At 46.9% G+C, this 26,144-nt stretch carries 22 protein-coding genes, 1 tRNA gene and 1 other RNA gene; 22 read left to right on the top strand and 2 right to left on the bottom strand.

The features are described 5' to 3' along the window. The first annotated feature begins 2 nt into the window (after positions 1 to 2). The 10 genes from hisJ (at position 3) to ASG85_RS11715 (ending at position 11,445) form a co-directional block, all read left to right on the top strand. A complete protein-coding gene (hisJ, locus tag ASG85_RS11760; RefSeq protein ID WP_057302625.1) occupies positions 3 to 809 on the top strand; it encodes a histidinol-phosphatase HisJ in 807 nt (268 codons plus the stop codon). A gap of 75 nt (positions 810 to 884) precedes the next feature. Beyond that, complete coding sequence (locus ASG85_RS11755; RefSeq protein ID WP_057302624.1) at positions 885 to 1,835, top strand: ribose-phosphate diphosphokinase; 951 nt, start codon at positions 885 to 887, stop codon at positions 1,833 to 1,835. Positions 1,836 to 2,155: 320 nt separating this feature from the next. Beyond that, on the top strand, positions 2,156 to 3,892 hold the full coding sequence (locus ASG85_RS11750) for a tetratricopeptide repeat protein (RefSeq protein ID WP_057302623.1): 1,737 nt from the start codon (positions 2,156 to 2,158) through the stop codon (positions 3,890 to 3,892). Positions 3,893 to 4,072: 180 nt separating this feature from the next. Next, positions 4,073 to 5,020: a thioredoxin-disulfide reductase gene (gene trxB / locus ASG85_RS11745; protein WP_057302622.1), complete on the top strand. Its 948-nt coding sequence runs from the start codon at positions 4,073 to 4,075 to the stop codon at positions 5,018 to 5,020. A 160-nt stretch (positions 5,021 to 5,180) separates the two neighbouring features. Further along, positions 5,181 to 6,128: an ROK family glucokinase gene (locus ASG85_RS11740; protein ID WP_057302621.1), complete on the top strand. Its 948-nt coding sequence runs from the start codon at positions 5,181 to 5,183 to the stop codon at positions 6,126 to 6,128. 76 nt (positions 6,129 to 6,204) lie between these two features. Further along, on the top strand, positions 6,205 to 7,092 hold the full coding sequence (rapZ, locus tag ASG85_RS11735) for an RNase adapter RapZ (protein WP_060646322.1): 888 nt from the start codon (positions 6,205 to 6,207) through the stop codon (positions 7,090 to 7,092). A 31-nt stretch (positions 7,093 to 7,123) separates the two neighbouring features. Continuing rightward, positions 7,124 to 8,107: a gluconeogenesis factor YvcK family protein gene (locus ASG85_RS11730; RefSeq protein WP_057302620.1), complete on the top strand. Its 984-nt coding sequence runs from the start codon at positions 7,124 to 7,126 to the stop codon at positions 8,105 to 8,107. 5 nt (positions 8,108 to 8,112) lie between these two features. After that, positions 8,113 to 9,045 carry a DNA-binding protein WhiA gene (gene whiA, locus ASG85_RS11725; RefSeq protein WP_029195994.1) on the top strand — a complete coding sequence of 311 codons (933 nt, stop codon included), beginning with the start codon at positions 8,113 to 8,115 and terminating at the stop codon, positions 9,043 to 9,045. Between the two features lie 148 nt (positions 9,046 to 9,193). Next, on the top strand, positions 9,194 to 9,463 hold the full coding sequence (locus ASG85_RS11720; RefSeq protein ID WP_028555561.1) for an HPr family phosphocarrier protein: 270 nt from the start codon (positions 9,194 to 9,196) through the stop codon (positions 9,461 to 9,463). Between the two features lie 212 nt (positions 9,464 to 9,675). Beyond that, entirely contained in the window at positions 9,676 to 11,445 is a 1,770-nt protein-coding gene (locus tag ASG85_RS11715; RefSeq protein WP_060646321.1) for a stalk domain-containing protein, read from the top strand. Positions 11,446 to 11,630: 185 nt separating this feature from the next. On the opposite strand, the gene clpP is transcribed toward ASG85_RS11715, so the two are convergent. Together clpP and ASG85_RS11705 are read right to left on the bottom strand one after the other, a co-directional pair. Continuing rightward, positions 11,631 to 12,212, bottom strand: coding sequence for an ATP-dependent Clp endopeptidase proteolytic subunit ClpP (clpP, locus tag ASG85_RS11710; protein ID WP_029195996.1), 582 nt, complete (start codon positions 12,210 to 12,212; stop codon positions 11,631 to 11,633). A gap of 231 nt (positions 12,213 to 12,443) precedes the next feature. Then, a tRNA-Arg gene (locus ASG85_RS11705) sits at positions 12,444 to 12,515 on the bottom strand. Between the two features lie 304 nt (positions 12,516 to 12,819). Here ASG85_RS11705 and ASG85_RS11700 point away from each other — a divergent pair. The 12 genes from ASG85_RS11700 to ssrA all read left to right on the top strand — a co-directional run bounded on the left by ASG85_RS11700 (position 12,820) and on the right by ssrA (position 26,069). Beyond that, positions 12,820 to 13,842: a sugar-binding transcriptional regulator gene (locus ASG85_RS11700; RefSeq protein ID WP_060646320.1), complete on the top strand. Its 1,023-nt coding sequence runs from the start codon at positions 12,820 to 12,822 to the stop codon at positions 13,840 to 13,842. A gap of 85 nt (positions 13,843 to 13,927) precedes the next feature. Continuing rightward, on the top strand, positions 13,928 to 14,935 hold the full coding sequence (gap, locus tag ASG85_RS11695) for a type I glyceraldehyde-3-phosphate dehydrogenase (protein WP_060646319.1): 1,008 nt from the start codon (positions 13,928 to 13,930) through the stop codon (positions 14,933 to 14,935). 200 nt (positions 14,936 to 15,135) lie between these two features. Further along, positions 15,136 to 16,317: a phosphoglycerate kinase gene (locus ASG85_RS11690; protein ID WP_060646318.1), complete on the top strand. Its 1,182-nt coding sequence runs from the start codon at positions 15,136 to 15,138 to the stop codon at positions 16,315 to 16,317. A gap of 69 nt (positions 16,318 to 16,386) precedes the next feature. After that, the gene (gene tpiA, locus ASG85_RS11685) at positions 16,387 to 17,139 is read left to right on the top strand and encodes a triose-phosphate isomerase (protein ID WP_057302615.1); all 753 of its coding nucleotides are present in this window, start codon (positions 16,387 to 16,389) and stop codon (positions 17,137 to 17,139) included. A 1-nt stretch (position 17,140) separates the two neighbouring features. Continuing rightward, a complete protein-coding gene (gpmI, locus tag ASG85_RS11680) occupies positions 17,141 to 18,679 on the top strand; it encodes a 2,3-bisphosphoglycerate-independent phosphoglycerate mutase (protein ID WP_060646317.1) in 1,539 nt (512 codons plus the stop codon). A 34-nt stretch (positions 18,680 to 18,713) separates the two neighbouring features. Further along, on the top strand, positions 18,714 to 20,006 hold the full coding sequence (eno, locus tag ASG85_RS11675) for a phosphopyruvate hydratase (protein WP_047678993.1): 1,293 nt from the start codon (positions 18,714 to 18,716) through the stop codon (positions 20,004 to 20,006). 43 nt (positions 20,007 to 20,049) lie between these two features. After that, on the top strand, positions 20,050 to 20,760 hold the full coding sequence (locus ASG85_RS11670; RefSeq protein WP_057302613.1) for a M50 family metallopeptidase: 711 nt from the start codon (positions 20,050 to 20,052) through the stop codon (positions 20,758 to 20,760). 107 nt (positions 20,761 to 20,867) lie between these two features. Next, a complete protein-coding gene (secG, locus tag ASG85_RS11665; protein ID WP_057302612.1) occupies positions 20,868 to 21,104 on the top strand; it encodes a preprotein translocase subunit SecG in 237 nt (78 codons plus the stop codon). 76 nt (positions 21,105 to 21,180) lie between these two features. Further along, positions 21,181 to 21,984, top strand: coding sequence for an alpha/beta hydrolase (locus ASG85_RS11660; protein ID WP_235550109.1), 804 nt, complete (start codon positions 21,181 to 21,183; stop codon positions 21,982 to 21,984). A gap of 38 nt (positions 21,985 to 22,022) precedes the next feature. Next, on the top strand, positions 22,023 to 24,953 hold the full coding sequence (gene rnr, locus ASG85_RS11655) for a ribonuclease R (protein ID WP_082588059.1): 2,931 nt from the start codon (positions 22,023 to 22,025) through the stop codon (positions 24,951 to 24,953). Between the two features lie 95 nt (positions 24,954 to 25,048). Further along, positions 25,049 to 25,531: an SsrA-binding protein SmpB gene (gene smpB, locus ASG85_RS11650; protein ID WP_047679001.1), complete on the top strand. Its 483-nt coding sequence runs from the start codon at positions 25,049 to 25,051 to the stop codon at positions 25,529 to 25,531. Between the two features lie 173 nt (positions 25,532 to 25,704). Next, positions 25,705 to 26,069, top strand: a transfer-messenger RNA (tmRNA) gene (gene ssrA / locus ASG85_RS11645). The last annotated feature ends 75 nt before the right edge of the window (positions 26,070 to 26,144 follow it).

Below are 26,144 nucleotides of genomic sequence, written 5' to 3'. Positions count from 1 at the left end.
CGATGTTGATTGATTATCATACACATCATGTACGCTGCGGTCACGCCTCCGGGGAACTGGAGGAATACGTCAAACGCGGCATCGAGATCGGGCTCACACAGTTGGGGCTTTCGGATCATATGCCGCTTTTGCATGTGGACCCTGCGACTTATTGGCCGGAAATGGCCATGCCGATGGAAGAGCTGCCTCGCTATGTAGAGGAGTGTCTGCATCTTAAAGAGAAGTACAAAGATCAGATTGATATCCGTGTCGGGCTAGAAGGCGATTATATCGAAGGCTATGAGACGCAGATTGCCGCAATCATCCAAGCGTACCCATGGGACTATGTTATCGGTTCTGTCCATTTCCTTGGCGAGTGGGATATTTCTGATTTTAGGCAGCTAGCGGGTTGGGAAGGCAAGGATATTTACGCCGTTTATACCCAATACTACGAGGCAGTGAAGAAAGCAGTCCGAACCGGACTGTATGACTATATCGGTCATATCGATATGATTAAACGATTTGGTTACGTCCCGGATCGTGATACATGGGAGCTTGAGAAGGCGGCACTGGACACTGTGAAAGAATGTGGGCTTGCGATCGAGCTGAATGCTTCTGGCTTGCGCCATCCGTGTAAAGAGATGTTCCCGAGCCGCCGAATGCTGGAATATTGTCATAAGGTGGGAATTCCACTCACGATAGGTTCGGACGCGCACCAGCCGGATCGGTTGTCCCAATATTTGGACGAAGCTAGGGAACTCTTGAAATCCGTTGGATTTAACGAAATAGCCACATTTTCTGCCCGAAAACGACATCTTGTGACTTTTTAATTTCGACATGTTTCATGTATAATGAGTAGGAACTGTATAATCTATTTAATGAACCTTCGGAGGTAACCATTAACCATGCATAGCGACAATGTTAAAATCTTTTCCGGATCTTCGAATCCGAAGCTTGCGGAACGTATTTGTAAAGAGCTCGGCCAGCCGCTTGGACAAATTAAGCTTTCCCGTTTTAAAAGCGGAGAAATTTACTGTCTTTACGAAGAAACGATTCGTAACTGTGACGTATTCCTGGTACAAACTTTTTCCCATCCGATTAATGAGCACATGATGGAACTTTTGGTCATGATGGATGCGGCGAAAAGAGCTTCTGCAAGAACGATCAACCTTGTCATCCCTTACTATGGTTACTCTCGTCAAGAACGTAAAGCTGCTCCCCGTGAGCCGATTTCTGCTAAATTAGTAGCTGACTTGTTCAGTGCAGCAGGTGCAACTCGTGTTGTAACGATTGACCTTCATGCGCCTGCGATTCAAGGCTTCTTCAATATTCCGGTGGATCATCTGACCGCTCTTGATCTTATCAGTGATTGCATCAAGAAGAAAAACTTACCTAACCCGATCATCGTATCTCCAGATGCGGGACGTGCGACAACCGCTGAAAAAATGGCGAACATTCTCGATGCGCCTTTCGCGATGATGATTAAGAAACGCCCAGAACACAATGAGTCTGTGATTACTCACGTCATTGGTGATGTTGTAGGACGTACACCGATCATTATCGAGGATCTTATCGATACCGGTACGACGATTGTCAACGTTGTTGAGAGTCTGAAGGAAAGAGGAGCGCATGATGTATATATCTGTGCGACACATCCTGTGTTCTCCGGACCTGCCCTGCAGCGTTTAGATCATCCTAGCATTAAGGAAGTTATCATCACGGACTCCATTGCGATTCCGGAAGGACATTCCGATAAATTCAATGTGCTTTCAGTAGCTCCGCTGTTGTCTGATGCGATTCGCATTATCAACGAAGGTGGATCCCTATCCTCCCTCTTCAAATACGGCGGCGTATAAGGAAGCTTTAAAAGGCGACTTTGAAAACGAGGATTAAGCAGGGAAGTGGATTCGGCGTCGAATCTTGAACGAAATCCGGGAACTGTGGTACTCACGTAGGCTTACCTACGCTCCGTTCCTCGTTCCTCGGATTTCGTTCAACCTTCTCGGTTTTGAAAGCCGACTTTTAAAGCCACTATTGCACGAGGGTCTAGAGCAAGTTCAAGAGCAAAGTTTAAGTGCAAAATCAAGACCAGATCTTACCTTCGGATTATGTTTTTGGCTTCCAAGCGATCTATGGTATAATTTGAGTGTAATCAAATTGCCGGAGGTGTCTTGCTATGGAAAAGATTAAGCGTGTGTCCGAAGCGCCAAAGCCTAAAGTTATCTCAATTAACATGGATGCCGCATTCTTTTTCGAGAGAGCGGTTCAATCTTTGGATCGGTTTCATTATGATAAGGCATTGAAATATTTCCGGCGAGCTGCAGAGTATGAGCAGGATAACCCTGTGAATCACTGTAATCTCGCAGGAGTTCTCTCCGAAATGGGCAATTATGACGAGTCGAACCAAATTCTGCAGCATGTCCTTGATACGATCGATCCCGAGATGACGGAATGTCACTTTTATATGGCAAACAACTATGCCAACATGGAAAATTTCGAGCAGGCCGAACAAGCGTTGGTTCGATATTTGGAAACTGACCCAACAGGTCAATTCATGGATGAGTCCGAAGAAATGATGGAAATGCTGAGCTACGAGCTTGAACGTCCCGCCCCTCTCACTAGCATTAAGAGTCGAGAAGGGCTCTTCGAGCATGATAAAGCCCGTGCGCTTCTCGAAGAGGGAAAATTCGCTGAAGCTGTGAGGCAGTTAGAGAAATTGGTGAAGAATCAGCCTGAATTCACAGCTGCCCGCAACAATCTGGCCCTTGCTTATTACTATATGGGTCAGTTTGAGAAGGCGATGGAAACGATTCGTGCGGTGCTCGACATCGATGCCGGAAATCTGCATGCGCTATGTAACATGGCCATTTTCCATCAGCATTTCGGTAACAAGGAGGAGTTAGCTGAGCTAACATCTCTATTGTGCAAGACGTTTCCTTTTCAGCAGGATCATGTGTTCAAGCTTGCTACAACAATGGGTATCCTTTCTGAGCATGAGAAGGCATACCACTTGTTTAAGCGACTGCTTAAAGCAGGAGACGGGACAGCAGACCCTTGCCTCTATCATTACGCAGCGGTAGCAGCCAGCCACATCGGTCGATTCGGCGAAGCTTACCGTTATTGGAAACAAGCCGAGAAGCTTGATCCTGGTGCCGAAATCTCCAAGTTTTACTTGGAGCAGCTGCGCTCACGCGAGAAGGTCGAAGGGCCGCTAACGTGGAGCTATCATTACCATCTGCCTTTCGAAGAGCAGTTTAGGGTATTGGAGAAATCCACGCAAGGAATCCCAGACCAACTGAAGAAAGATCCATTAGTGCGATCCTCCTTCTTCTGGGCTTTGCGCCATGGCGATATCGAGACGAAGCTGCAGGTGATCCAAGCGTTCGGCTTAATTGCTGATAATGAAGTGAGAGATGCTTTACAGGATTTCATCCTAGATCGCCAAGAGGATGACTATTTGAAACGAGTCGCCATTTTCGTGCTCCGCAGCATGGGGATCCGAGAGTCACTTCCAGCTTATCTTGAGAATCAAGAGATTACGGTGGAGGCCTCTCCATACTCGCCGCATTTGCCTATTTGGGATGCCAAATGGCAGAGTGTGATGGAAACAGCGCTGTCGCATATGCACAAACGCTATGATATGGTTCAACAGTATGACTTGGAAATCCTATGGGTTGAATTTCTAACGAAGATCTACCCGGGCGTGCCTAAGATTCATAAATCCGAGGGCTGGGCGGCAGCGTTAGAATATTTGATCGCCAAAATGCATCGCCGAGCTATTTCCTACCAGGAAGTATCTACACGCTATGGCGTTACGGTCTCGACAGTAAGCCGCAATGTAAAGTTGATTGATGACACGTGCGGTTTACGTGAGAAAATGGAAGCTATTTTCAACAAATTCACGAGTATTTGATAGCCAGTCTTTTGCCTTGTCGAAAGACTTGGCTTTCATACATAAATAAAGCGGCGGTTTCAACTGCTCGCATGGAAGCACAATAAAGCGGAGCATACGAAGGCTGTCTTGCTGAAGCAAAACACAGGCGATGCTTACGTAGATAGCTTTCCTGAGGAAAGCACCTAGGAGGGAAACCATATGTACAAATCAGTCGTTGTAGGAACAGGACCATCCGGTCTAACAGCAGCCATTTATTTAGCGCGCGCCAATCTTAGCCCACTCGTTATTGAGGGACCAGAGCCAGGCGGACAGCTTACCACTACTACCGAAGTAGAGAACTTCCCCGGCTTCCCTGAAGGGATTATGGGTCCTGAATTAATGGAGAATATGCGTAAGCAAGCAGAACGTTTCGGCGCCGAATTCAAAACTGGTTGGGTGAACTCTGTTGAGCTGACGAATCGTCCGTTTAAACTGCAAGTTGAAGGTCTCGGCGAGATCGAGACAGAAACACTGATTATCTCCACGGGTGCTTCTGCCAGATTGCTGGGAATTACCAATGAAAGAGAAAACATCGGACGCGGCGTAAGTACTTGCGCAACGTGTGATGGATTCTTCTTCCGCGGCAAAAAGATTGTTGTTGTTGGTGGCGGTGATTCCGCCATGGAAGAGGCGAATTTCCTTACTCGCTTTGCTTCGGAAGTTCGCTTAGTCCACCGCCGCGATGAGCTGCGCGCTTCGAAGATTATGCAGGACCGTGCTCGCGGCAACGAGAAAGTGAAATGGGCACTGAATAATACGCCGCTTGAAGTTGTAGCTGGCGAAAAAGGTGTAACAGGCCTAAAGGTCAAAAATAACGAAACCGGTGAAGATGAAATCATCGAAACGGATGGTATCTTTGTAGCTATCGGACATACACCGAATACGAAGTTCTTAGGTGGACAAATCGATACGGATGAGCAAGGCTATATTATTGTGAAGCCAGGCACGACGGAGACGAATATCCCTGGTGTATTTGCTTGTGGTGACGTGCAAGACACGAAGTATCGTCAAGCGATTACAGCGGCAGGAAGTGGATGCGCAGCTGCTCTGGAAGCTGAAAAGTTCCTAGAAGGCAACATCGTACACGATTGGAGCCAGTCGCTGTAAGTGGTCTGGAGTCTTTACAGCAAACGTGGAGGGCAATCTCTCCACGTTTTCTCATTTCTTTGGGTGCTGTTGAATCTTGACCAGTTTACAGGCTTGACTTATAGTTGGAACAGGAGCATATTACCGAAAATTATATGAATATTCATGAGGTGACCTTGCAATGTCAGATCAGATTTATATCGGTGTAGATTTAGGCGGTACGAATATCAAAGTGGGTATCTGCGACGAGCAGGGAAAACTGCTGCATACGTTTGAAGGCCCTACAGGCGCGGAGAATGGTTCTGATTTTGTAATTGAGCGAATTGCGCAGTATGTACGCCAAATTGTCGAAGAGTCTCCGTTTGAATGGGAGCAAGTGGCTGGTATTGGGGCAGGTTTAGCCGGATTCATGGATATTCCGGAAGGCTTCGTCAAATTCTCTCCAAATTTGCTATGGCACAATGTGCCTGCGAAGAAAATGTTGGAAGAATTTCTTGGTAAAACAGTTAAAATCGACAACGATGCCAATGTAGCTGCGTTAGGCGAAGCTTGGGCAGGCAGCGGAGCAGGAATTCCAAATGTGGTTTGCTATACACTTGGAACAGGTGTTGGCGGCGGGATTATTATTAACGGGAAAATTTATCAAGGTTCTACGGGTATGGCTGGAGAGCTGGGGCATATGTCCGTTGTACCAGACATTGAAGCGATTCAGTGTGGATGTGGACAAATGGGTTGTCTAGAAACAGTTTCGTCGGCAACAGGCATCGTCCGTATGGCCAATGAAGCGGTTGAACGCGGCGAGAAAACGTCACTAGCTCTTCATGAGAAGATTGAAGCGAAGCATGTTTTCGATGCAGCGAAGAGTGGAGATGAAGTATCCCTGCGCATCGTGAACCGTGCTGCTTATTATATTGGACGTTCGATGGCTGCGATGGCTGTTATTATTAACCCGAAACGATTCATACTCGGTGGTGGTGTTTCTAAAGCAGGGGAAATTTTATTCCAACCGATTCGTGAAACCTTTAAAAAATACACGCCAGAGACAGCCTCTGAAGGTGTTGAGATCGTTGCTGCAACACTCGGTAACGACGCGGGCATCGTAGGCGCTGCTGGTTTGAATTTAAGATAGATGTAGTATGAACTGTTCGTATGGTTAGCGAATCTGAGTTGGCCTGCGAGAAGCACTCCAAAGGAAGGTGTCATTCATGGAAGAAAACCACCCTTTAGCGAAACTGGTCATAATTACAGGAATGTCAGGTGCAGGTAAGACGATTGCCGTTCAGAGTCTAGAGGATCTAGGATTCTTCTGCGTCGATAATCTACCTCCTGTGCTGATTCCTAAATTTGCTGAATTGATCGAGCAGTCGATGGGGAAAATCGGCAAAGTGGCACTGGTGATTGATTTGCGAGGGCGTGAATTTTTCACTGCACTTCAGGAGTCGCTTCGTTATATTCAAGAGAATTACACGCTTAGTTATGAAATTCTATTCCTAGATGCTACCGATGCGACGCTAGTGCAGCGTTATAAGGAAAGCCGCCGCCGTCACCCGCTAGCTCCTAATGGAGCGCCGCTTGAAGGTATTGGTCTTGAGCGTAAACTGCTTGAAGAGCTGAAAGGCTTAGCCACACAGGTTATTGACACAAGCACGCTTAAGCCGGTGCAGCTCAAAGAAAGAATTATTTCCAGGTTTACCAATTTGGAAACAAACCGCATATCTATAAATGTAATCTCCTTCGGATTTAAGTATGGTGTCCCTATTGATGCTGATTTAATCTTCGATGTTCGCTTTTTACCGAATCCACACTATGTGGAACAGCTTCGTCCGCAGACAGGTCAAGATCCCGATGTGTATGACTACGTGATGAAGTGGAGCGAAACACAAGAGTTCCTGAATAAGCTGCTCGATATGCTGCATTTCTTAATGCCTCAGTATAAGAAAGAAGGCAAGAGTCAGGTTGTTGTAGGCATAGGTTGCACTGGAGGTAAACATCGATCCGTCGCCATCACTGAATACCTCGGTAAGGTGATGGGGAACAGCGAAACCGAAACCGTGCGTTTGAGTCATCGAGACGCCGAGCGGGACCGTGTATAAGCAGTCCTACGATTAAGAGGGTGAAAGAAGTATGGAACATGTTGAATTACAACGCAAGCCCAGAATAGTCGTTATTGGCGGTGGAACAGGTCTTTCGGTTATGCTTAGAGGATTGAAGGAGAAACCGGTTGATATTACAGCCATTGTGACGGTAGCGGATGATGGAGGAAGCTCAGGTATTCTCCGGAATGAATTGCAGATGCCGCCCCCAGGTGACATTCGCAGTGTGCTAACGGCCCTTGCTGATGTCGAACCCTTGCTGTCGCTTATTCTGCAATACAGATTTCAAGTGGGTACAGGTTTAGCTGGACACAGTCTGGGAAATCTAATACTAGCAGCACTTACGGATATTACAGGTGACTTTGTCACTGCGGTTCAAGAGATGAACCGGGTATTTGCTGTCCGAGGTCGGGTGCTTCCCGCATCGAATCAAGCTATCGTGTTGAAAGCGATCATGGAAGATGGTACCTTAGTCGTAGGCGAGTCCAAGATTCCAAAAGCGGATGGACGCATCAAGCGTGTATTCATCGAGCCGGCTAATGTGACACCGCTAGCTGAAGCCGTTCAAGCTATACGTGAGGCGGATGCTATATTATGCGGCCCCGGTAGTTTATATACCAGCTTGCTGCCGAATCTACTTGTCCCTGGGATTGCGGAAGAGATTGTGAAATCGAATGCTGTAAAGTTGTTCATCTGCAATGTGATGACACAGCCAGGCGAAACCGACGACTACTCGGTCAGCGATCATCTGGATGCCATTTATGATCATCTGGGCCAACATTTGTTTGACTATGTGATTGTGAACAATGGGGAAATCCCTCCGCAAGTCCAGGCGAGATATGCGGAAAAGGGTTCTAAAGCGGTTCATTTGGACCTAGAAGAAGTCACGAAGAGAGGGTATCGGATTATTGCTGATCGACTCGTGCTATTTCGTACCTACCTTCGTCATGATGCAGAGAAATTGAGTGATCATATTTATCAGCTCGTCGAAAGCTGGATGTTAAGGAAGAAGTGAGTCCCTTGTCCTTTGCGGCAACAACCAAAAAAGAATTAACGCTAATTACAGATGCGGAAGCATGTTGTGAGAAAGCGGAGCTGTCGGCTTTGATTCGAATGAATGGATCTGTGCAGTTAACCAGCCAACGCGTCGTACTTGATATCTCCACCGAAAATGCAGCTATTGCTAGGCGGATATATACGCTAATCAAAAAGACGTACAAATTACACACGGAACTGCTCGTGCGTAAAAAAATGCGTTTGAAGAAGAATAACGTGTACATCGTTAGAGTTCCTGGTCAAGTTCAAGAGCTCCTCAGTGATCTGAAAATTGTTTCCGAAGGGTTCATCTTCACCACGGGAATTAACAAAGAGATCATTCGAGGCAACTGCTGCAAACGGGCCTATCTTCGCGGGGCATTCATGGCTGGAGGCTCGGTGAATAATCCCGAGGGTTCTTCTTATCATCTCGAGATTGCCTCGATTTACGAAGAGCATTGTAAGGCATTGTCACAGCTTGCGAACAAATTCGATTTGAATGCCCGCTGCATCGAACGCAAAAAAGGTTTCGTCTTGTATATCAAGGAAGGCGAGAAGATTATCGAGTTTCTAAGTATCATTGGGGCACATCAAGCGCTTCTGCGCTTTGAGGATGTCCGGATCATGAAGGATATGCGTAACTCGGTGAATCGCATTGTCAATTGTGAAACAGCGAACCTCAACAAGACGATTGGTGCTGCTGTTAGACAGATCGAAAATATCCGCCTCCTGCAAAGGGAGGTTGGACTGGATAGCTTGCCTGAGAAGCTAAGAGAGGTTGCCGAAATAAGACTTCAGCACCCCGATCTGAATCTCAAGGAAGTTGGCGACATGCTTAAGGGCAGTGTAAGCAAATCCGGCGTCAATCATCGTCTGCGGAAAATCGACGAATTGGCTGAAAAACAGCGGAATTCGTAGATAAGAAGCCCCTGTACAGCGCATCTATAAGTTTTTCTCATTTTTTCTAGTGTACTTCGGGGAAAAATGCTATAATGTTAAAACATAGGGTATAGCACTGTTATCAATAGTAATTCATATAAGCTCCATATTAGGGGGAATTAGTTCCATGTCCAGACGTCCAGTCGTTGTGAAGTTGAGAACAGGACTTCATGCCAGACCTGCGGCATTGTTTGTTCAAGAGGCGAATAAATTTTCATCCGAGATCTTTGTTGAGAAGGATGAAAAGAAAGTGAATGCGAAAAGCATCATGGGAATTATGAGTCTTGCGATCAGTACAGGGACCGAAGTCTTCATAAGTGCAGAAGGTTCGGACGCCGAGCAGGCTGTAAACGCTTTAGTCACATTAGTTAGCAAGGAAGAATTGGAAAACCAATAATCCTTCAAAAGCTTCCTCTCGAGGAGGCTTTTTTGCGAGTGAAGTGGCCGTACAGTACAGCAAAGTTTAATAAGTGTCAAATTTGTTAACAATTAGGGAAATTAGCAACCTTTTTCTCTTGTCGACGTCTAATGTACGTGGCTGGCGGAGGAAAGGGCTATTTGCCGTTTCTGCCGTGCTGCATTCAAATGTTAAAGGAGCCAGAGAAGAGAATGAAATTGAATTCGCTAAAAAAAGAGGTTACCCTCCTGCTTGCGTTCATCGTGTTTCTTGCTAGTACGATAACAGCGCCGGCAGCTTACGCGGTATCGACAAGCTCGTCCTTCATTTTACTTTATATCGATAAGTCAGAAGCTTTCGTGAATGAGGAGCAAATCCATTTGGAGTCTCCGTCTACGATAATCAATGGAAGTACATTTGTCCCTGCTAAGTTCCTCGGGGATACAATGGGTTTCAAGGTGGAATGGAATGATGCTTCACGGACTATTCAGATGACCCCTCCGGGTTACAACATCGTTCTCGATGCTGATCATAAGACCGTGACGACCAATGGGGTAGATACGGATTTTAACTCGGTTGCTGCAATCGTTAATGGAAAGCTTCTGGTGAAGCTAACTTGGTTAGCCGATTATATGGGCGCGAAGTATAAATATAACAACGAACTTCGCCGAGTGGAAATCGTACACTTTAAGACGCCTGAAGGCATCTACATTGACCAGGATAGCAACTCCAGACCTGTAGCTAAGTTTACAACAGCAAAGCCTACATACCGTCTTGGAGAGCCTGTGAAGTATCTCGATCTTAGCTATGATCCCGATGCAGAAGGTATTGCATCCTATGATTGGGCAGGTAATCAGGAAGCCTTTTTCAAACCAGGTAAATATCCGGTTACGTTGACGGTTAAAGATGGTCACGGACATGTAAGTAAATTGTTCAAAAGCTTTGTAACGGTGGTTAATGAACCTTATTTGACTGAAGTGGAATACCCGATTTATATGAAGCCGGTTGGTGGTTTCATCAAGTCAGACTGGGGCACGATTTGGGCTCATTTCAATGAGATGGCTCCTTTGCCTAAGAAAGTAACCGAAGTTCCAGGGCGTACGCTGCTAGTGAGTGATAGTCCGGAGGAATTTACAGAGAGCGGTATTCTGTACCGCGATAACATCAATGGTAAGGCGCGACTGTATGCCGATCATATCAACGGTACTAAGCAGAAGATGACCATGGCGATATTCGCAACGAATAACTCGGATAAACCGGTTAAGATCAAGACAACGAATAAAGGAGAGGTGTATCCCTCCGTTTATGCGAATTTGATCGGTAGTGAAGCGTCCGTAGACTTTCTTCTAGGCAATGTGTATACGGACGAACTGACAGTGCCTCCTCATGAGACTTACGTGTATGCGAAGCTTCCGGACTTCTATCCGGGACAGGGCGTGAACTTATTTTACGATGTAGAAACAGACGGTGAGCTGCAAATCTCATTCGGTGTGACGGATCGCATGCTGACGCCAACGATAGCGCAGGAGCTTCCGTTATTGGGCTTCACAGGCCACGTACGCGGCACATTCCCGACATCGGAAATTAAATGGGATATAGACGCCTCAAGCTTCACGAAAACGTCGGTACTAACGATTGGTGATAATAAGACGGATCCGTTCGTTAAAGGGTATGACGTGATGCGTAAGCAGAATGTAGAGAATGGCGGTAATTATGGCGTGGTTTATAAAATCCATGCGGATAAGCCGCGCAAAATGGCTGTTATGATTATGGCCAAAGGCGGCGTGTTCAAAGGACCATTCAAAATAAACGGTGAAATCATTCCGGTTCCTTATTCCGGTGTCATTACAGCATTTGACGGAATGGAAGTGCTAGCTCGTACAACAGGTACGGAAGACGCGCTGGACATCGAGTTCACGCCTCCGGCAGGCTCGGCATTCCCGATTGACCTGATTTTCTATCCATTGGATGAGAAGAATTAAGATAAGTTTGAATAGAAAAGAGCCTATGGAGATCCAGTGTTGCATAACACTAGTGTCTCTGGAGGCTCTTTTTTTTCGAGCTTACGGCGGCGGTGAGAAGGGAAGAGTGGGGAGATCCAATAAAAAAACCAGCCGCAGAACCGCTCATTTGAGCAGTCACCGCAGGCTGGTTTTTATTTTACAAATTAGACGCGCTCGATAACTTTATCGATGAGTCCGTATTCGGCCGCTTCCGCAGCGCTCATGAAGTTGTCGCGGTCTGTGTCCTTTTCGATGCGCTCGAAAGTTTGACCCGTACGCTCTGCGAGGATTTTGTTCAGGTTGTCTCTCATTTTCAAAATACGCTTAGCGCGGATTTCGATGTCTGAGGCTTGACCTTCAGCACCACCAAGTGGTTGGTGAATCATAACTTCGCTGTTAGGCAAGGCGTAACGTTTGCCTTTGGCACCTGCTGTGAGGAGGAATGCCCCCATAGAAGCAGCCATACCAACGCAGATCGTGGATACGTCTGGCTTAATGAACTGCATCGTGTCAAAGATAGCCATACCAGCTGTAATGGACCCGCCAGGGCTGTTGATGTAAAGCGAGATATCTTTATCAGGATCTTGTGCGGCCAAGAAAAGTAGCTGAGCAATGATGGAATTAGCCACAACATCGTTGACACCCGTGCCTAAGAAAATAATGCGGTCCTTCAGCAAGCGAGAGTAGATGTCATACCCTCTTTCACCGCGCGCGTCCTGTTCGACGACCATAGGAATAAAACTCATGAGAATGACCTCCTTGGGGTGGGTACATGGTTTAAAAGATGGATACGTGGAGTCAATGTAATCATAGAATAATGAAATTGATCTCCTTTGTACATACTGTTTACAGTATCTACAAGTATGATAACGAAAAAACCTCTGAAGGTCAAGAAAGGTCAAACTAACAATAAAAAAAATCAGCAAGGATGCTGATTTTGGCCAATCTGGTGCTGATTCTGCTGTAATTCTTAAGAACGCGCCCGAAAGGAATCGAACCTTTATCTCAGGCTTCGGAGGCCTACGTCATATCCATTGGACCACGGGCGCATAAAAAGTTAATAAGTGAAGCAAGGGTTATTATATGTCAGACGCCCAGAAAAAGCAAGACAGTAAGCCCTTTCAGCCCATATTAGTGAAAAATGTTTGAACAAATGTTGAATCTGGAAAGAAAATTGGTTATAATGAAATAGTAAGCTATCAGAAAGCATTCACGCAGAACAATCTTCAGTGAATTCCTCTTTCTGATTTGGGATTTGGGTAAGGAACTTTTTTTTCGCCCGGGTGGGACACAAAATGTATACCCGGGACATAAAACGTCCATCGACGGATCAGGAGCGTTATAAGTCGTCATATGAGAGAAATTCTTGACATTCAGAAACAGCTCTTGCCGGATCTCATGGACATCATGAAGAAGCGGTACTCGATTTTACATCATATCTTAGTCTCCGGTGTTGTCGGACGCAGAACGTTAGCTTCTTCGCTCGATATGACCGAACGCGTGCTGCGCGGGGAAGTTGATTTCCTTAAGGAGCTTGGACTTCTCGAATCGGATGCAACAGGGATGAAGATTAGTGAATCGGGTCGTCAATTGCTCGAGGACATGCAGCCCATCATTAAGATGGCTTTTGGATTAACGGACTTGGAGGAAAGTATTGCTAAGTCATATGGCATCTCGCAAGTGATTGTTGTTCCTGGTGATTCCGACACTTCGGTATTTACGAAGAAGGAGCTAGGACGTGCAGGTGCAGCAGCACTCCGCAAGTACGTGTCCAAAGATGATATCATCGCTGTAACCGGCGGATCTACGATGGCGCAGATTGCCAATAACCTGGCGATATCCTCTTCCATGAAAGGCAGCTGGTTCGTACCGGCTCGCGGTGGACTTGGTGAAAGTGTGGATATGCAGGCGAACACCATTGCTTCTATTATGGCCAAGAAAACAGGCGGTAAATACCGATTGCTGCATGTACCGGATCATCTCGGGGAGGAAGCCTACCAATCGCTTATCCAAGATCCGCAAATTCAAGAAGTTGTTGACGCTGTTCGTAGTTGTCGCATCGTTGTACACGGTATCGGGGATGCTATGGTCATGGCACGCAGACGTAAGGTGGACGCTGAGACGACACGCAGTCTGGAACTCGAGGGTGCTCTCGCAGAGGCGTTAGGGTACTATTTTGACCGCCAAGGAAATGTGGTTCACAAGATGCCAACCGTAGGGCTTCGTCTGGAGGATCTTCAGCGTATTGAAGTCGTTATTGGTGTAGCCGGCGGGAAGAGTAAGGGGGAAGCGATCGCTTCCGTGCTTCGTCATGGACAGGAAGATGTTCTTGTAACCGATGAGGCAGCAGCTTTGGAAATTATGAAACATGTTTAATAAAGACGAAAGACATCATAACGTATGCCTTCATCAGCTGCGTTTTGAAATATAATTATTTATTTAATCTTAGGAGGAATTGGCTATGACAACAAAAGTAGGTATTAATGGTTTCGGACGTATTGGTCGTAACGTATTTCGCGCAGCTTTGAACAATTCAGAAGTACAGATCGTTGCAGTAAACGATTTGACTGACGTTAAAACATTGGCTCATTTGCTCAAATATGACACAACTCACGGTAAACTAGACGCTACAGTTGAAGCTGGTGAAGGCGAATTGATCGTTAACGGTCGTTCCATCAAAGTTTTTGCTGAGCGTGACCCTGGGAACCTGCCTTGGGCATCTGTAGGTGCAGAAATCGTTATCGAATCTACTGGTATTTTCACAGCTAAAGAAAAAGCAGCCCTTCACTTGAAAGGCGGAGCTAAGAAAGTTATCATTTCCGCTCCAGCTTCCGACGAAGATATCACAATCGTACTTGGTGTGAACGAAGATAAATACGATCCAGCAGCTCATACAATTATCTCCAACGCTTCTTGTACAACAAACTGTCTGGCTCCTTTCGCGAAAGTTATCAACGATAGCTTCGGTATCGTAAAAGGTATGATGACAACTGTTCACTCTTACACAAATGACCAATCCGTGCTTGACGTTCCTCATAAAGACCTTCGTCGTGCTCGCGCAGCAGCTGAGAACATCATTCCTTCCAGCACTGGTGCAGCAAAAGCAATCGGTCTTGTTCTTCCAGAACTTAAAGGCAAATTGAACGGTATGGCTATGCGTGTTCCTACACCTAACGTATCCGTAACTGATTTGGTTGTTGAGCTTAAAGTTAACGTAACAGTTGACGAAGTAAACGCAGCTCTGAAAGCAGCTTCCGAAGGCCCTCTTAAAGGCATTTTGAATTACACAGAAGATCCGCTTGTATCCAGCGACTTCAATGGTGACCCAGCTTCCTCCACAATCGATGCTCTTTCCACAATGGTAGTTGGCGACAACATGCTGAAAGTGGTTTCCTGGTACGATAACGAGTGGGGCTATTCCAACCGTGTTGTTGATTTAGTAGCTTTCATTGCTAAAAAAGGTCTATAATATTTACTAATCACAGATTTGGAAAACACATGAAGGGGAGAAGAGATTCTCCTCTTTATGTGCGATTTACCCCTAGAAAAGGTTGACAGGAAGTATACCCTACAAGGAGAGACTTTGAGCTCCGCTCAAAGATCCCTAAAAAGGAGAGACTTTGAGCTCTACTCAAAGATCCCTATATTATGTTCAGGAGGCTTTGACCTATGAGTAAGAAAAGTGTTCGCGATGTTGAAGTAGCTGGTAAAAGAGTATTTGTTCGCGTTGATTTCAACGTACCTGTAGAAAATGGTCAGATCACTGACGATACACGGATCAGAGAAACACTGCCTACGATTAAATTTTTAGTCGAAAAAGGTGCGAAAGTCATTCTTGCAAGTCACTTCGGACGTCCAAATGGTCAAGTCGTTGAAGAATTACGTTTAACACCTGTGGCTGCAAAATTGGCTGAATTGCTTGGTCAATCCGTGATTAAAGCGGATGTATCGGTTGGCGAAATCGTGAAAGCGCAAGTGGATGCTCTAGAAAGTGGTGACGTTCTCTTGCTTGAAAACGTTCGTTTCAATGAAGGCGAAGAGAAGAATGATCCTGAATTGGCAAAAGCTTTTGCCGAGCTTGCAGACCTGTTCGTCAATGATGCATTTGGTGCAGCTCACCGTGCGCATGCTTCGACAGAAGGAATCGCACACTTCATTCCAGCGGTTTCCGGCTTATTGATGGAGAAAGAACTTGATGTGCTAGGTAAAGCATTGAACAACCCAGAGCGTCCTTTCACAGCCATCGTTGGCGGATCCAAAGTGAAAGACAAAATCGCTGTCATTAACAACCTCCTGAACATTGCAGATAACGTCCTTATTGGCGGCGGTCTGACTTATACATTCCTGAAAGCACAAGGTCACGAAATCGGTAAATCTCTCGTGGATAACGAGAAACTCGACCTAGCGCTTAGCTTTATTGAAAAAGCGAAAGAAAAAGGCGTTAACTTCTTGATTCCAGTTGATATCGTTGTTGCTGATAAATTCGGCGCAGATGCGAACACACAAATCGTTGACGTTGACGGCATTCCTGCTGATTGGGAAGGTATTGATATCGGACCGAAAACACGTGAACTATACGCAGACGTTATCGCGAAATCCAAACTGGTTGTTTGGAACGGACCGATGGGCGTTTTCGAAATCGAGCCTTTCTCCCATGGTACACGTGCTGTAGCGCAAGCTTGTGCAACTACTGAAGGTTACACGGTTATCGGTGGTGGCGATTCCGCTGCAGCAACAGAGAAATTCCACTTGGCTGAACAAATGAACCATATGTCCACAGGTGGCGGAGCTTCCTTGGAGTTTATGGAAGGTAAAGCATTGCCAGGCGTAGTAGCCTTGAACGATAAATAATGATTTTCACACAGTGAATGCTTACGATGCCAGTTATTCTGGCGAATAACTTTAAGGAGAGCCTATCCAATGAGTAGAAAACCGATTATCGCGGGTAACTGGAAAATGTTCAAAACCGTTTCCGAAGCTATTAGCTTCGTGAACGAAGTAAAAGGCAGCACAGTTGAAGGCGTAGAAAGCGTAATTTGCTCTCCGTTCACGAATCTGCCAGCTCTAGTTGAAGCTGCAAAAGGTACCGATGTTCATGTAGGCGCACAAAATCTGCATTTTGAAGACAATGGCGCGTTCACAGGTGAAATCAGCGGCGTTATGCTGAAAGATCTAGGCGTAGAGTATGTCATTATCGGTCACTCCGAGCGTAGAGCTTATTTCGCTGAGACAGATGAAATCGTGAATAAGAAAGTCGTAGCGGCTTTCAAACACGGCTTAACTCCAATCCTTTGCGTAGGCGAGAAGTTGGAAGAGCGCGAAGCGGGTCAAACGAAAGATGTTTGTAAAGTGCAAACAGAAGCAGCTTTTGCTGGTCTTAGCGCAGAGCAAGCAGCGCAAGTTGTTATCGCTTATGAGCCAATCTGGGCTATTGGAACAGGTAAATCTTCCACTGCTGCAGATGCACAAGATGTTATCGGCTACATTCGTCAGCTTGTGAGCGGTCTATATGGCGCGTCCGTAGCTGATGCGGTTCGCATTCAATACGGCGGCAGCGTGAAGCCGAACAACATTGCTGAGTATATGGCACAGCCTGACATTGACGGCGCACTTGTAGGCGGAGCGAGCTTAGAGTCAGCTTCCTACATCCAGCTTGTCCAGGGGGCGAAGTAACATGTCCAGACCGAAACCGGTAGCACTCATCATTCTCGATGGCTTCGGACTCCGCTCAGAAGAGCAGGGGAATGCGGTTGCTCATGCCAAAAAGCCTAACTACGACCGTTACTGGACGAGTTATCCACATACAACCCTTACCGCTAGCGGTGAGGCCGTAGGTTTGCCGGAAGGCCAGATGGGGAATTCTGAAGTGGGACACTTGAACATCGGCGCAGGCCGTATCGTTTATCAGGATCTGACGCGGATTTCCAAATCGATTCGTGATGGTGAATTTTACGATAATGAAACGATTCTAGGCGCATTTCATCATGCAAAAGAGAACGGAAAGAAGCTGCACCTCTACGGACTGCTCTCCGATGGCGGAGTACATAGTCACATTCAGCATTTGTTCGCTTTGCTGGACTTGGCTAAAAAAGAACAATTTGATGATGTGTACATCCATGCTTTCTTAGATGGCCGCGACGTGGCTCCCGACTCTGCAAAGAGTTATATGGCCAGCCTGCAGCACAAAATCATGGAAGTCGGCGTAGGGCATATTGCGACTGTTCAAGGCCGCTATTATGCGATGGATCGCGATAAGCGTTGGGAGCGGACGGAGAAATCCTACCGTGCCATGGTTTATGGCGAGGGCCCTGCTTACACAGATCCAATGAAAGCTATTGTTGAATCGTATGAGAAATCTGTCTTCGACGAGTTCGTTATGCCAACGGTTATCGTTGGTGATGACGGCAAGCCGGTAGGTCTTGTAGAATCAGGGGATGCAGTTATCTTCTTCAACTTCCGCCCTGACCGTGCGATTCAGCTTTCACAAGTCTTCACGAATGAAGATTTCCGCGGCTTTGACCGTGGTCCTAAAGCAGCTAAGAACCTGTACTACGTATGTCTGACATTGTTCAGTGAGTCCGTAGAAGGCTTCGTTGCCTACAAGCCTAAGGATCTGGACAACACCCTCGGAGAAGTGCTGGCTCAGAATGGTCTGAAGCAGCTTCGCGCAGCGGAAACTGAGAAATATCCGCATGTGACGTTCTTCTTCAGCGGCGGGCGTGATGCTGAATTGCCAGGTGAAACGCGTCTTCTCATTCCTTCGCCGAAAGTAGCTACGTACGATTTGCAACCAGAAATGAGTGCATATGAGTTGGCAGCTGCTGTGGTTAAGGAAGTCGAAGATGAGCGTCATGACGTGATCATTCTCAACTTCGCTAACCCTGACATGGTAGGTCACTCCGGTTTGTTGGAGCCAACGGTGAAAGCAATCGAAGCAACAGATGCTTGTCTAGGTCAAGTGGTAGAAGCAATCCTCGCCAAAGGCGGCGTGGTGTGCATTACAGCCGATCACGGGAATGCGGATGTTGTTACGAACGCAGATGGATCACGCAATACAGCACATACAACGAATCCTGTGCCTTTTATTGTTACGGACAAATCTGTTACACTAAGAGACGGCGGAATTTTGGCAGATATTGCCCCAACGATGCTAGACTTCTTAGAGGTTACACAACCGGAACAAATGACCGGGACAACCATCATAAAGCGCTAATTAAACCATAATATTAAAGGAGTGTTTTCTAACAATGACGATTATTTCTGATGTTTATGCACGCGAAGTATTGGATTCCCGCGGTAACCCGACAGTAGAGGTAGAAGTATATCTAGAGTCCGGCGCATTCGGCCGCGCTATCGTACCTTCAGGCGCTTCCACAGGCGCATACGAGGCTGTTGAGCTTCGTGATGGTGACAAAGGCCGTTACCTTGGTAAAGGCGTTCTGAAAGCCGTTGAGAACGTGAACGAAATCATCGCTCCTGAAATCATCGGTCTAGATGCGCTTGATCAAGTTGGCATCGACCACAAAATGATCGAGCTTGACGGTACTCCTAACAAAGCAAAATTAGGCGCTAACGCGATCCTAGCTGTTTCCATGGCAGTAGCTCGCGCAGCTGCTGACGCTTTGGATGTTCCACTTTACGTATACCTTGGCGGATTCAACGCTAAGACGCTTCCAGTTCCTATGATGAACATCATCAACGGTGGGGCGCATGCCGATAACAACGTTGACGTTCAAGAGTTCATGGTTCTGCCGGTAGGCGCGCCTACATTCAAAGAAGCTCTTCGCATTGGCGCTGAGATTTTCCATAGCTTGAAATCCGTATTGAAAGAAAAAGGCCTTAACACAGCTGTTGGCGACGAAGGCGGGTTCGCTCCTAACTTCACTTCCAACGAAGAAGCAATCACTACCATCCTTACAGCCATTGAAAAAGCTGGCTACAAACCAGGTGTTGATGTATTCTTGGGTATGGACGTAGCTTCCACTGAGTTCTTCAAAGATGGTAAATACCACCTTGAAGGCGAAGGCAAATCCTTCACATCCGCTGAGTGGGTTGACTTCCTTGCTGCATGGGTTGATAAATATCCAATCATCACAGTTGAAGATGGTTGTTCCGAAGACGATTGGGAAGGTTGGAAATTGCTTACTGAGAAATTGGGCAGCAAAGTACAACTGGTTGGTGACGATCTGTTCGTTACGAACACTGAGCGCCTTTCCACAGGTATCGAGCAAAACATCGGTAACTCCATCTTGGTTAAAGTTAACCAAATCGGTACACTTACTGAGACTTTTGATGCGATCGAAATGGCAAAACGCGCTGGTTACACAGCGGTTATCTCCCACCGTTCCGGTGAGAGCGAAGACAGCACAATCGCTGATATCGCTGTTGCTACAAACGCTGGTCAAATCAAAACAGGTGCTCCGTCCCGTACGGACCGTGTAGCGAAATACAACCAACTTCTTCGTATCGAAGACGAGTTGTTCACTGTAGCTCAATACGCTGGTAAAAAAGCATTCTACAACTTGAGAAACTTTAAATAATATAAATCGTAGTAAATAATTAAATACCTTGGGGGTCTGCTGTATGAGCAATTGGGTGAAAACTATTTTATTTCTGATAGGTTCCGCGTTGCTCACGCACTGGATCCCTTCTTCTTTTTTTCGCAACATCGACACGATGGTTCATGAGTTTGGGCATGCAGTAGTCACTTTGGCCCTATCGGGAAAAGTGATGTACATTGAGCTCTATCAGGATCATAGCGGGGTTACTTATTCATCAATTACGAAGCAATGGGCAATCATCCCGGTAGCCTTAGCAGGTTATATAACCGCCTCGCTCTTTGCGTGGTTCCTGTTCTCAGCTTATTCGAGGGGCAAGCAGCGTTTAGGATTGCAGGTTATGATTCTCCTATCTGGTCTTTCGTTAATATTGTTCGTGCGAAATGGTTTTGGAATCACGTTCTTAGTTGGCTTCATTGCTCTGACAATCATTATTTTGGCGCTTACGCCCAAATGGTTAAGTGATTTCTATTATTTATTGCTCGCTTTCTTATGCTTGGAAGAGTCTGTGTTTGGCCCATTCTCTCTGATCATCTATGCATGGGGCAATGCCCGGCAAGCGGGTGATGCCACGAATCTGGCACTGCATACCGGTATTCCGGCTATAGTATGGGCCGTCGGCTTCACACTATTTGCTTTGTTGTGTGCGAAACAAGCCGTGCAAGCTTTTCTAGGACGTAACAAACGTGCTAGGAGCTCTAGCCGACAATCACCAACACCGTCCTACCGTGACTAGAAGGGGAATCACTAGGGTGCCTCTTTGTTGTATTCTAGGACGAACTGTGTTAAAATACTCATGCTAGTTGTATAAGGCAAAGAACAGGCAATTGGGGTGCTAATAACATGGTAATCTTTATGAAAATTTTGTTAATCATAGCTTCGGTTGGATTAATTGCGATTGTACTTTTACAAAAAGGTAAAAGCGCAGGTTTGTCCGGTGCCATTTCCGGTGGTGCAGAACACTTATTTGGTAAGCAAAAAGCACGCGGTTTGGATCTATTTTTGTCCCGTTTTACTATGGGGCTTGCTGCTGCATTTTTCATTCTTTCCATTGTCGTAGCATACGTAGTGAAGGCTTAACACACATAAAACGATAACAGCAGGGGAAATATACTCCTGCTGTTTTTTCATTTTAAACGGGTGTTAGGAGTAGGAGTTGGTTACCATCGAGAGCAGAATTTACAAGTCGACAGAACCATTCTTTTGGTCGGGAAGTGGAGATAATCAAGAGACAGGCATATTGATGATCCACGGATTCACGGGGTCGCCCTCGGAGTTTAGAAGGATTGGATATGTGCTCAGAGATGAAGGCTACACCATCCAGGCTGTAAAGCTTCCAGGACACGGCACCTCACCCGAAGAAATGATACGAACCGGATGGACGGATTGGTATGGGCATGTGCTGGAGAGTTATGACGAGCTTGCAGCTAAATGCAAAAGCGTTATTGTTATGGGACATTCCATGGGCGGACTGCTCGCCTTGAAGCTGGCTGTGGAACGTCATGCGGCTGGCGTTATTTCGCTGGCTACGCCTATTTTTTTGACATCAAGGAAGTCGGCGCTGGCCGTACTGCTGCAATATTTTATCAAATATGTAGCCAAGAAGCCCAAACAAGTCTCCACGTTATTAGATGAGTCATGTGCATATACCAAAACGCCGATTCGTTGCGTAGTAAGCCTGCGCAAGCTGTTAAAACAAGTGAAAAACTTGCTGCCTCAAGTCGAAGCACCGATATGGATCGGTCAAGGGAGCAAGGATGGCGTGGTCCATCAGGAAAGCGCAGCGTTTTTACATAAGCGCATTAGTTCCCAAGTGAAAGAACTTCGTTATTATCCAGAGTCATCCCACGGAATGCTGCTGGATCAAGAGAGAGAGCTTATCTATGCCGATATTACTGCGTTTATCCTTTCTCTGAAAGTGGCATACTATGGAGTAAAGGAAGCAAGTACGGCGAATTAGAAAGCTAGGCTCAACAACAACAAGAAGGTGAAGAGAGTATGATCACAGATAAAGAAATCATAAGTTTGATGCAAGAAGAGGCTTATAAGCCTATGTCCTATAAGGAGCTTGAAAAGCATTTTGGGATTGAAAGTGCGAACGAGTTTAAGGATTTTATTAAATTGTTAAATCAATTAGAGGAAAGTGGTCACATTGTCAGAGGCGGAAATGACCGCTACGGCGTTCCTGAACGAATGAATTTGGTGAGAGGTAAGCTGCAAGCCCATGCCAAAGGCTTCGGTTTCTTAATTCCAGATGATCGGGACCACCCGGACGTATACATTAATGCACATGATCTAAATACCGCAATGAATGGCGACATTGTTTTCGTAAAGATAACGGCAAGGAGTCAAGGCGGAGGCCGGCTTGAAGGGGAAGTCGTGCGAGTTATTACGCGTGCGAATACGCAAATTGTTGGCGTTTTTCAGAGTCAGGAGACGTTTGGGTTCGTGATTGCGGATGATAAGCGTGTGTCTCGGGATATTTTCATCCCTCAGCATGCCTTCATGGGAGCTGTTACGGGGCAAAAAGTCGTCGTCAAGATTGTTAACTATCCAGAGGGACGTTCTGCGGCTGAAGGGGAAGTTATCGAGATTCTTGGCCACAAAGATGATCCAGGTGTTGATATTTTAGCAATCGTACGTAAACACCAACTGCCAGAGGCTTTCCAAGAGGGCGTATTGGCTGAGGCAGATGCCGCACCGGATTCCATTACGGAAGCAGAAATTATTGATCAAGGACGCCGCGATCTTCGTTCCAAGCGTATTGTAACGATTGATGGTGAAGATGCGAAGGACTTGGATGACGCGGTAAATGTGGAGCTTCTGGAAAATGGGAATCTTCGTTTGGGCGTGCACATTGCCGATGTGAGCTATTATGTGCGGGAAGGTACTGCGCTTGATATTGAAGCTTATAATCGCGGCTGCTCCGTGTATTTGACTGATCGTGTTATCCCGATGCTGCCTCATAGATTGTCTAACGGAATATGTTCGTTGAACCCTCGTGTAGACCGTTTAACGATGTCTTGTGAGATGGAGTTCGATGAGGATTTAAAACTGGTGAACCACGAAATTTTCACGAGTGTTATTAAAACTAGCGAACGCATGACGTATACGAATGTGCGTAAGCTTCTGACTGGTGAAGCGGAGCCGGAGATTGTCGAGAAATATGACTACTTGATGGAAGATTTCAAACGAATGGAAGAGCTGGCTGCAAGGCTGCGTTCCAGACGGATGAAGCGCGGGGCGATAGATTTTGATTTTGAGGAGTCTAAAATTATCGTCGATGCCGAAGGCAAGCCTACGGATATTGTGAAAAGAGAGCGTTCCGTCGCAGAAATGATGATCGAAGAGTTTATGTTAGCCGCCAATGAAACGGTTGCTGAGCATTTTTCATGGTTGAAAGTACCTTTCCTTTACCGTGTCCATGAAGACCCGGATGCTGAAAAGTTGATGAATTTCATGGAGTTTGTGACGAACTTCGGGTACTCGGTTAAAGGTAAAGGGAATTCGGTACATCCACGGGCTTTGCAGGCGCTTTTGGAAGAAATTAAAGGGACCCCTGAAGAGACGGTTCTTAGTAAAATTATGCTTCGCTCCATGAAGCAAGCTCGCTATGATGCGCAGAGTTTGGGGCACTTTGGTTTGGCGGCAGAATTTTATTCTCACTTTACATCTCCGATTCGCCGTTATCCCGATTTAATTATTCATCGGGTGATTCGCGAAGTGCTGGAAAGCAGCGGTACATTATCCGATAAGCGTCATGAATATTTGTCTTCGCGGATGAGTGATATTGCGCAGCAATCCTCAGAACGTGAGCGAGTTGCCGTTGATGCTGAACGTGAAACGGAAGCGCTGAAGAAAGCTCAATACATGCTGGATAAAGTCGGCGAGGAATTCGAAGGTATTATCTCCAGTGTTACCGGTTTCGGTATGTTCGTGGAGCTCGACAATACGGTTGAAGGCCTGATTCGCCTTAGCGATTTGACCGACGATTATTACAATTTCCATGAGAGACAGTTTGCCCTCATAGGTGAACGTACGTCCAAGATTTATCGAATTGGCGATGAGATCAAGATTCGTGTTGCTCGTGTCAATATGGATGAGCATACAATTGATTTTGAACTGCTCGATATGAAGCCTCGCAAAGAGGGCGGGTTTAGTCGCGGCGGAGGAAGTTCAAACCGCGGTGGAAAACCTCCATTTAAGGGTGCAGCTGGTTTTAAAGGTTTCCGCGGGGGATCCGATAAAGGCAAACCTGAAAAAGGTAAGAGCGGATTTGCCGCTAAGGGCAAAGGCGGCTATGCGAAGGCTCAGGGAGCTGGTGCTGCTGGCGGAGAGCGCAAGGAAAGAACCGGAGGTTCGGTTGAAGGTAAGGAAAGAGCCGGTCAAGGGCGTGGCGGTATGGGACGTGCAGCTGAAGGAGTAGGTCAAGGGCGCGAAGCGGGACGTGCTGCAGGTGGCGCAGCTCGTAGAATAGAAGCGGCAGCGCGTGCTGAAGCCGGAGCAGGGCAAGGGCGCGGTGAAGGCGCTGGGCGCGCAGAAGGTGGAGCCGGACGCGCAGAGGGCGGAGCAGGACAAGGCAAAACCCGGCGCGGTAAGGCAGGGAGCACGCCGTGGAGCGAGAAGCGCGGCAAAGGTGGAGCTGGCCGCGGCAAAGCAGGCGGTCCTAAGCTCAGCGAAGGCGGCAGCTTGAGTGCAAGGCTTGAATCTGTCGGCGCGGGGCGGACAGAGAGCGGTGTTGCCCGCGGCGAAAGCAAGCGCGGCCGCGGTGGGATTGCGCTTGGGGGCGAAGCCCAAGCGGGTGGCGGTTCGCCTGCTGCTGAACGCAGCACAGGCGGCAGTGATTGGGCGAGCGGCGTGAACGCGCTCGCCAAGGGTGGTCGTCGTCGGAGTGACGACGGCGATGGAAGCAAGAAGCGGCGGAGATAACGCCGCTTCTTGCTTTTCCGCCTTGATCTTGCTACAATAGGATGCACATTGTAGCAGTATTTACCTGCATTGAACGTGCGGGAGGAGGATCTCATGTGGCAACGAAGAAGGCAGATGGCAAATTGCTCGCCCAGAACAAAAAGGCTTCACACGACTATTTTATTGAAGAAACGTATGAATGCGGTCTTGTCCTGACCGGCACGGAGATCAAATCCTTACGGGCAGGTAAAGCAAACATAGGCGATAGCTTTTCCACTATTCGCAATGGCGAAGCATTTGTACACAACATGCACATCAGTCCTTTTGATCAAGGCAACCGAAGCAATCCGGAAGATCCAACACGGACGCGGAAGCTGCTCTTAAAAAAGGCCCAGATCGCCAAGATGTTAGGCCAGGCAAAACAAGAAGGTTATACCCTCGTTCCACTGAAGGTGTATATCCGGAATGGTTACGCCAAACTTTTGGTCGGCATAGGCAAAGGGAAAAAGCAGTTCGACAAGCGTGAATCCGCAGCGAAAAAGGATGCACAGCGAGACATTCAACGTGCTCTGCGCGAGAAGCAGAAGATTGCCAGATAGGTAGCCTACCAATACTGGAAGGCAACTCCTCGACTTCCATGAACGTAGTCGTTCATTTTTCATCAGCATGTGTTATACTAATTTAGCAGCAAAGATTTGAAAGCAATTTGGCTCAAATGATTATCCTGCTTTTCTTTTACCTTCACCGTCTCTGACGGCAACGAAGGCAATCCGGGGGTGTTCTTGGATTCGACGGGGATAGTTTGGGCACGGGTTGCGGGTAGTGGGGCCGCGTCCACTATAAAACGCTAAAGCCTATTAAATGGCAAAACACAAAACAACTACGCTTTAGCAGCTTAATAACCTGTTAGCGTGCTCCTCCTCAGCATCGCCCATGTGACTGGGATAGGGGCTCAACTATAGTGGGATACGACGTTTGGTCTCCGCCTGGGGTCGGACGTAGGAAGACAATCAGGCTGACCCAACGCATAGCCGGTTACGGGGCGATGCTCGGGTGACATCAAAACTGTGACTACACCCGTAGATGCCTGTGTGGCGATATTTTCGGACAGGGGTTCGACTCCCCTCACCTCCATACAATGAAGAAGCACCCGAGAGGGTGCTTTTTTCATTGTACGAGATTCGGGAGGAGAACCCCTCGAGGGTTCAGTCC

Origin of the sequence: Paenibacillus sp. Soil724D2, from assembly GCF_001427935.1 — a bacterium.
In the GTDB taxonomy this organism is placed as follows: Bacteria; Bacillota; Bacilli; order Paenibacillales; family NBRC-103111; genus Paenibacillus_E.
Note: the sequence above shows the minus strand (reverse complement) of the source record. Positions and strands in the feature narration are given on the sequence as shown.

What these genes read in the sequence shown, in the direction of transcription:
- hisJ (WP_057302625.1), top strand. Translation starts at nt 3, where the DNA reads ATGTTGATTGATTATCATACACATCATGTACGCTGCGGTCACGCCTCC.
- ASG85_RS11755 (WP_057302624.1), top strand. Translation starts at nt 885, where the DNA reads ATGCATAGCGACAATGTTAAAATCTTTTCCGGATCTTCGAATCCGAAG.
- ASG85_RS11750 (WP_057302623.1), top strand. Translation starts at nt 2,156, where the DNA reads ATGGAAAAGATTAAGCGTGTGTCCGAAGCGCCAAAGCCTAAAGTTATC.
- trxB (WP_057302622.1), top strand. Translation starts at nt 4,073, where the DNA reads ATGTACAAATCAGTCGTTGTAGGAACAGGACCATCCGGTCTAACAGCA.
- ASG85_RS11740 (WP_057302621.1), top strand. Translation starts at nt 5,181, where the DNA reads ATGTCAGATCAGATTTATATCGGTGTAGATTTAGGCGGTACGAATATC.
- rapZ (WP_060646322.1), top strand. Translation starts at nt 6,205, where the DNA reads ATGGAAGAAAACCACCCTTTAGCGAAACTGGTCATAATTACAGGAATG.
- ASG85_RS11730 (WP_057302620.1), top strand. Translation starts at nt 7,124, where the DNA reads ATGGAACATGTTGAATTACAACGCAAGCCCAGAATAGTCGTTATTGGC.
- ASG85_RS11720 (WP_028555561.1), top strand. Translation starts at nt 9,194, where the DNA reads ATGTCCAGACGTCCAGTCGTTGTGAAGTTGAGAACAGGACTTCATGCC.
- ASG85_RS11715 (WP_060646321.1), top strand. Translation starts at nt 9,676, where the DNA reads ATGAAATTGAATTCGCTAAAAAAAGAGGTTACCCTCCTGCTTGCGTTC.
- clpP (WP_029195996.1), bottom strand. Translation starts at nt 12,212, where the DNA reads ATGAGTTTTATTCCTATGGTCGTCGAACAGGACGCGCGCGGTGAAAGA.
- ASG85_RS11700 (WP_060646320.1), top strand. Translation starts at nt 12,820, where the DNA reads ATGAGAGAAATTCTTGACATTCAGAAACAGCTCTTGCCGGATCTCATG.
- gap (WP_060646319.1), top strand. Translation starts at nt 13,928, where the DNA reads ATGACAACAAAAGTAGGTATTAATGGTTTCGGACGTATTGGTCGTAAC.
- ASG85_RS11690 (WP_060646318.1), top strand. Translation starts at nt 15,136, where the DNA reads ATGAGTAAGAAAAGTGTTCGCGATGTTGAAGTAGCTGGTAAAAGAGTA.
- tpiA (WP_057302615.1), top strand. Translation starts at nt 16,387, where the DNA reads ATGAGTAGAAAACCGATTATCGCGGGTAACTGGAAAATGTTCAAAACC.
- gpmI (WP_060646317.1), top strand. Translation starts at nt 17,141, where the DNA reads ATGTCCAGACCGAAACCGGTAGCACTCATCATTCTCGATGGCTTCGGA.
- eno (WP_047678993.1), top strand. Translation starts at nt 18,714, where the DNA reads ATGACGATTATTTCTGATGTTTATGCACGCGAAGTATTGGATTCCCGC.
- ASG85_RS11670 (WP_057302613.1), top strand. Translation starts at nt 20,050, where the DNA reads ATGAGCAATTGGGTGAAAACTATTTTATTTCTGATAGGTTCCGCGTTG.
- secG (WP_057302612.1), top strand. Translation starts at nt 20,868, where the DNA reads ATGGTAATCTTTATGAAAATTTTGTTAATCATAGCTTCGGTTGGATTA.
- rnr (WP_082588059.1), top strand. Translation starts at nt 22,023, where the DNA reads ATGATCACAGATAAAGAAATCATAAGTTTGATGCAAGAAGAGGCTTAT.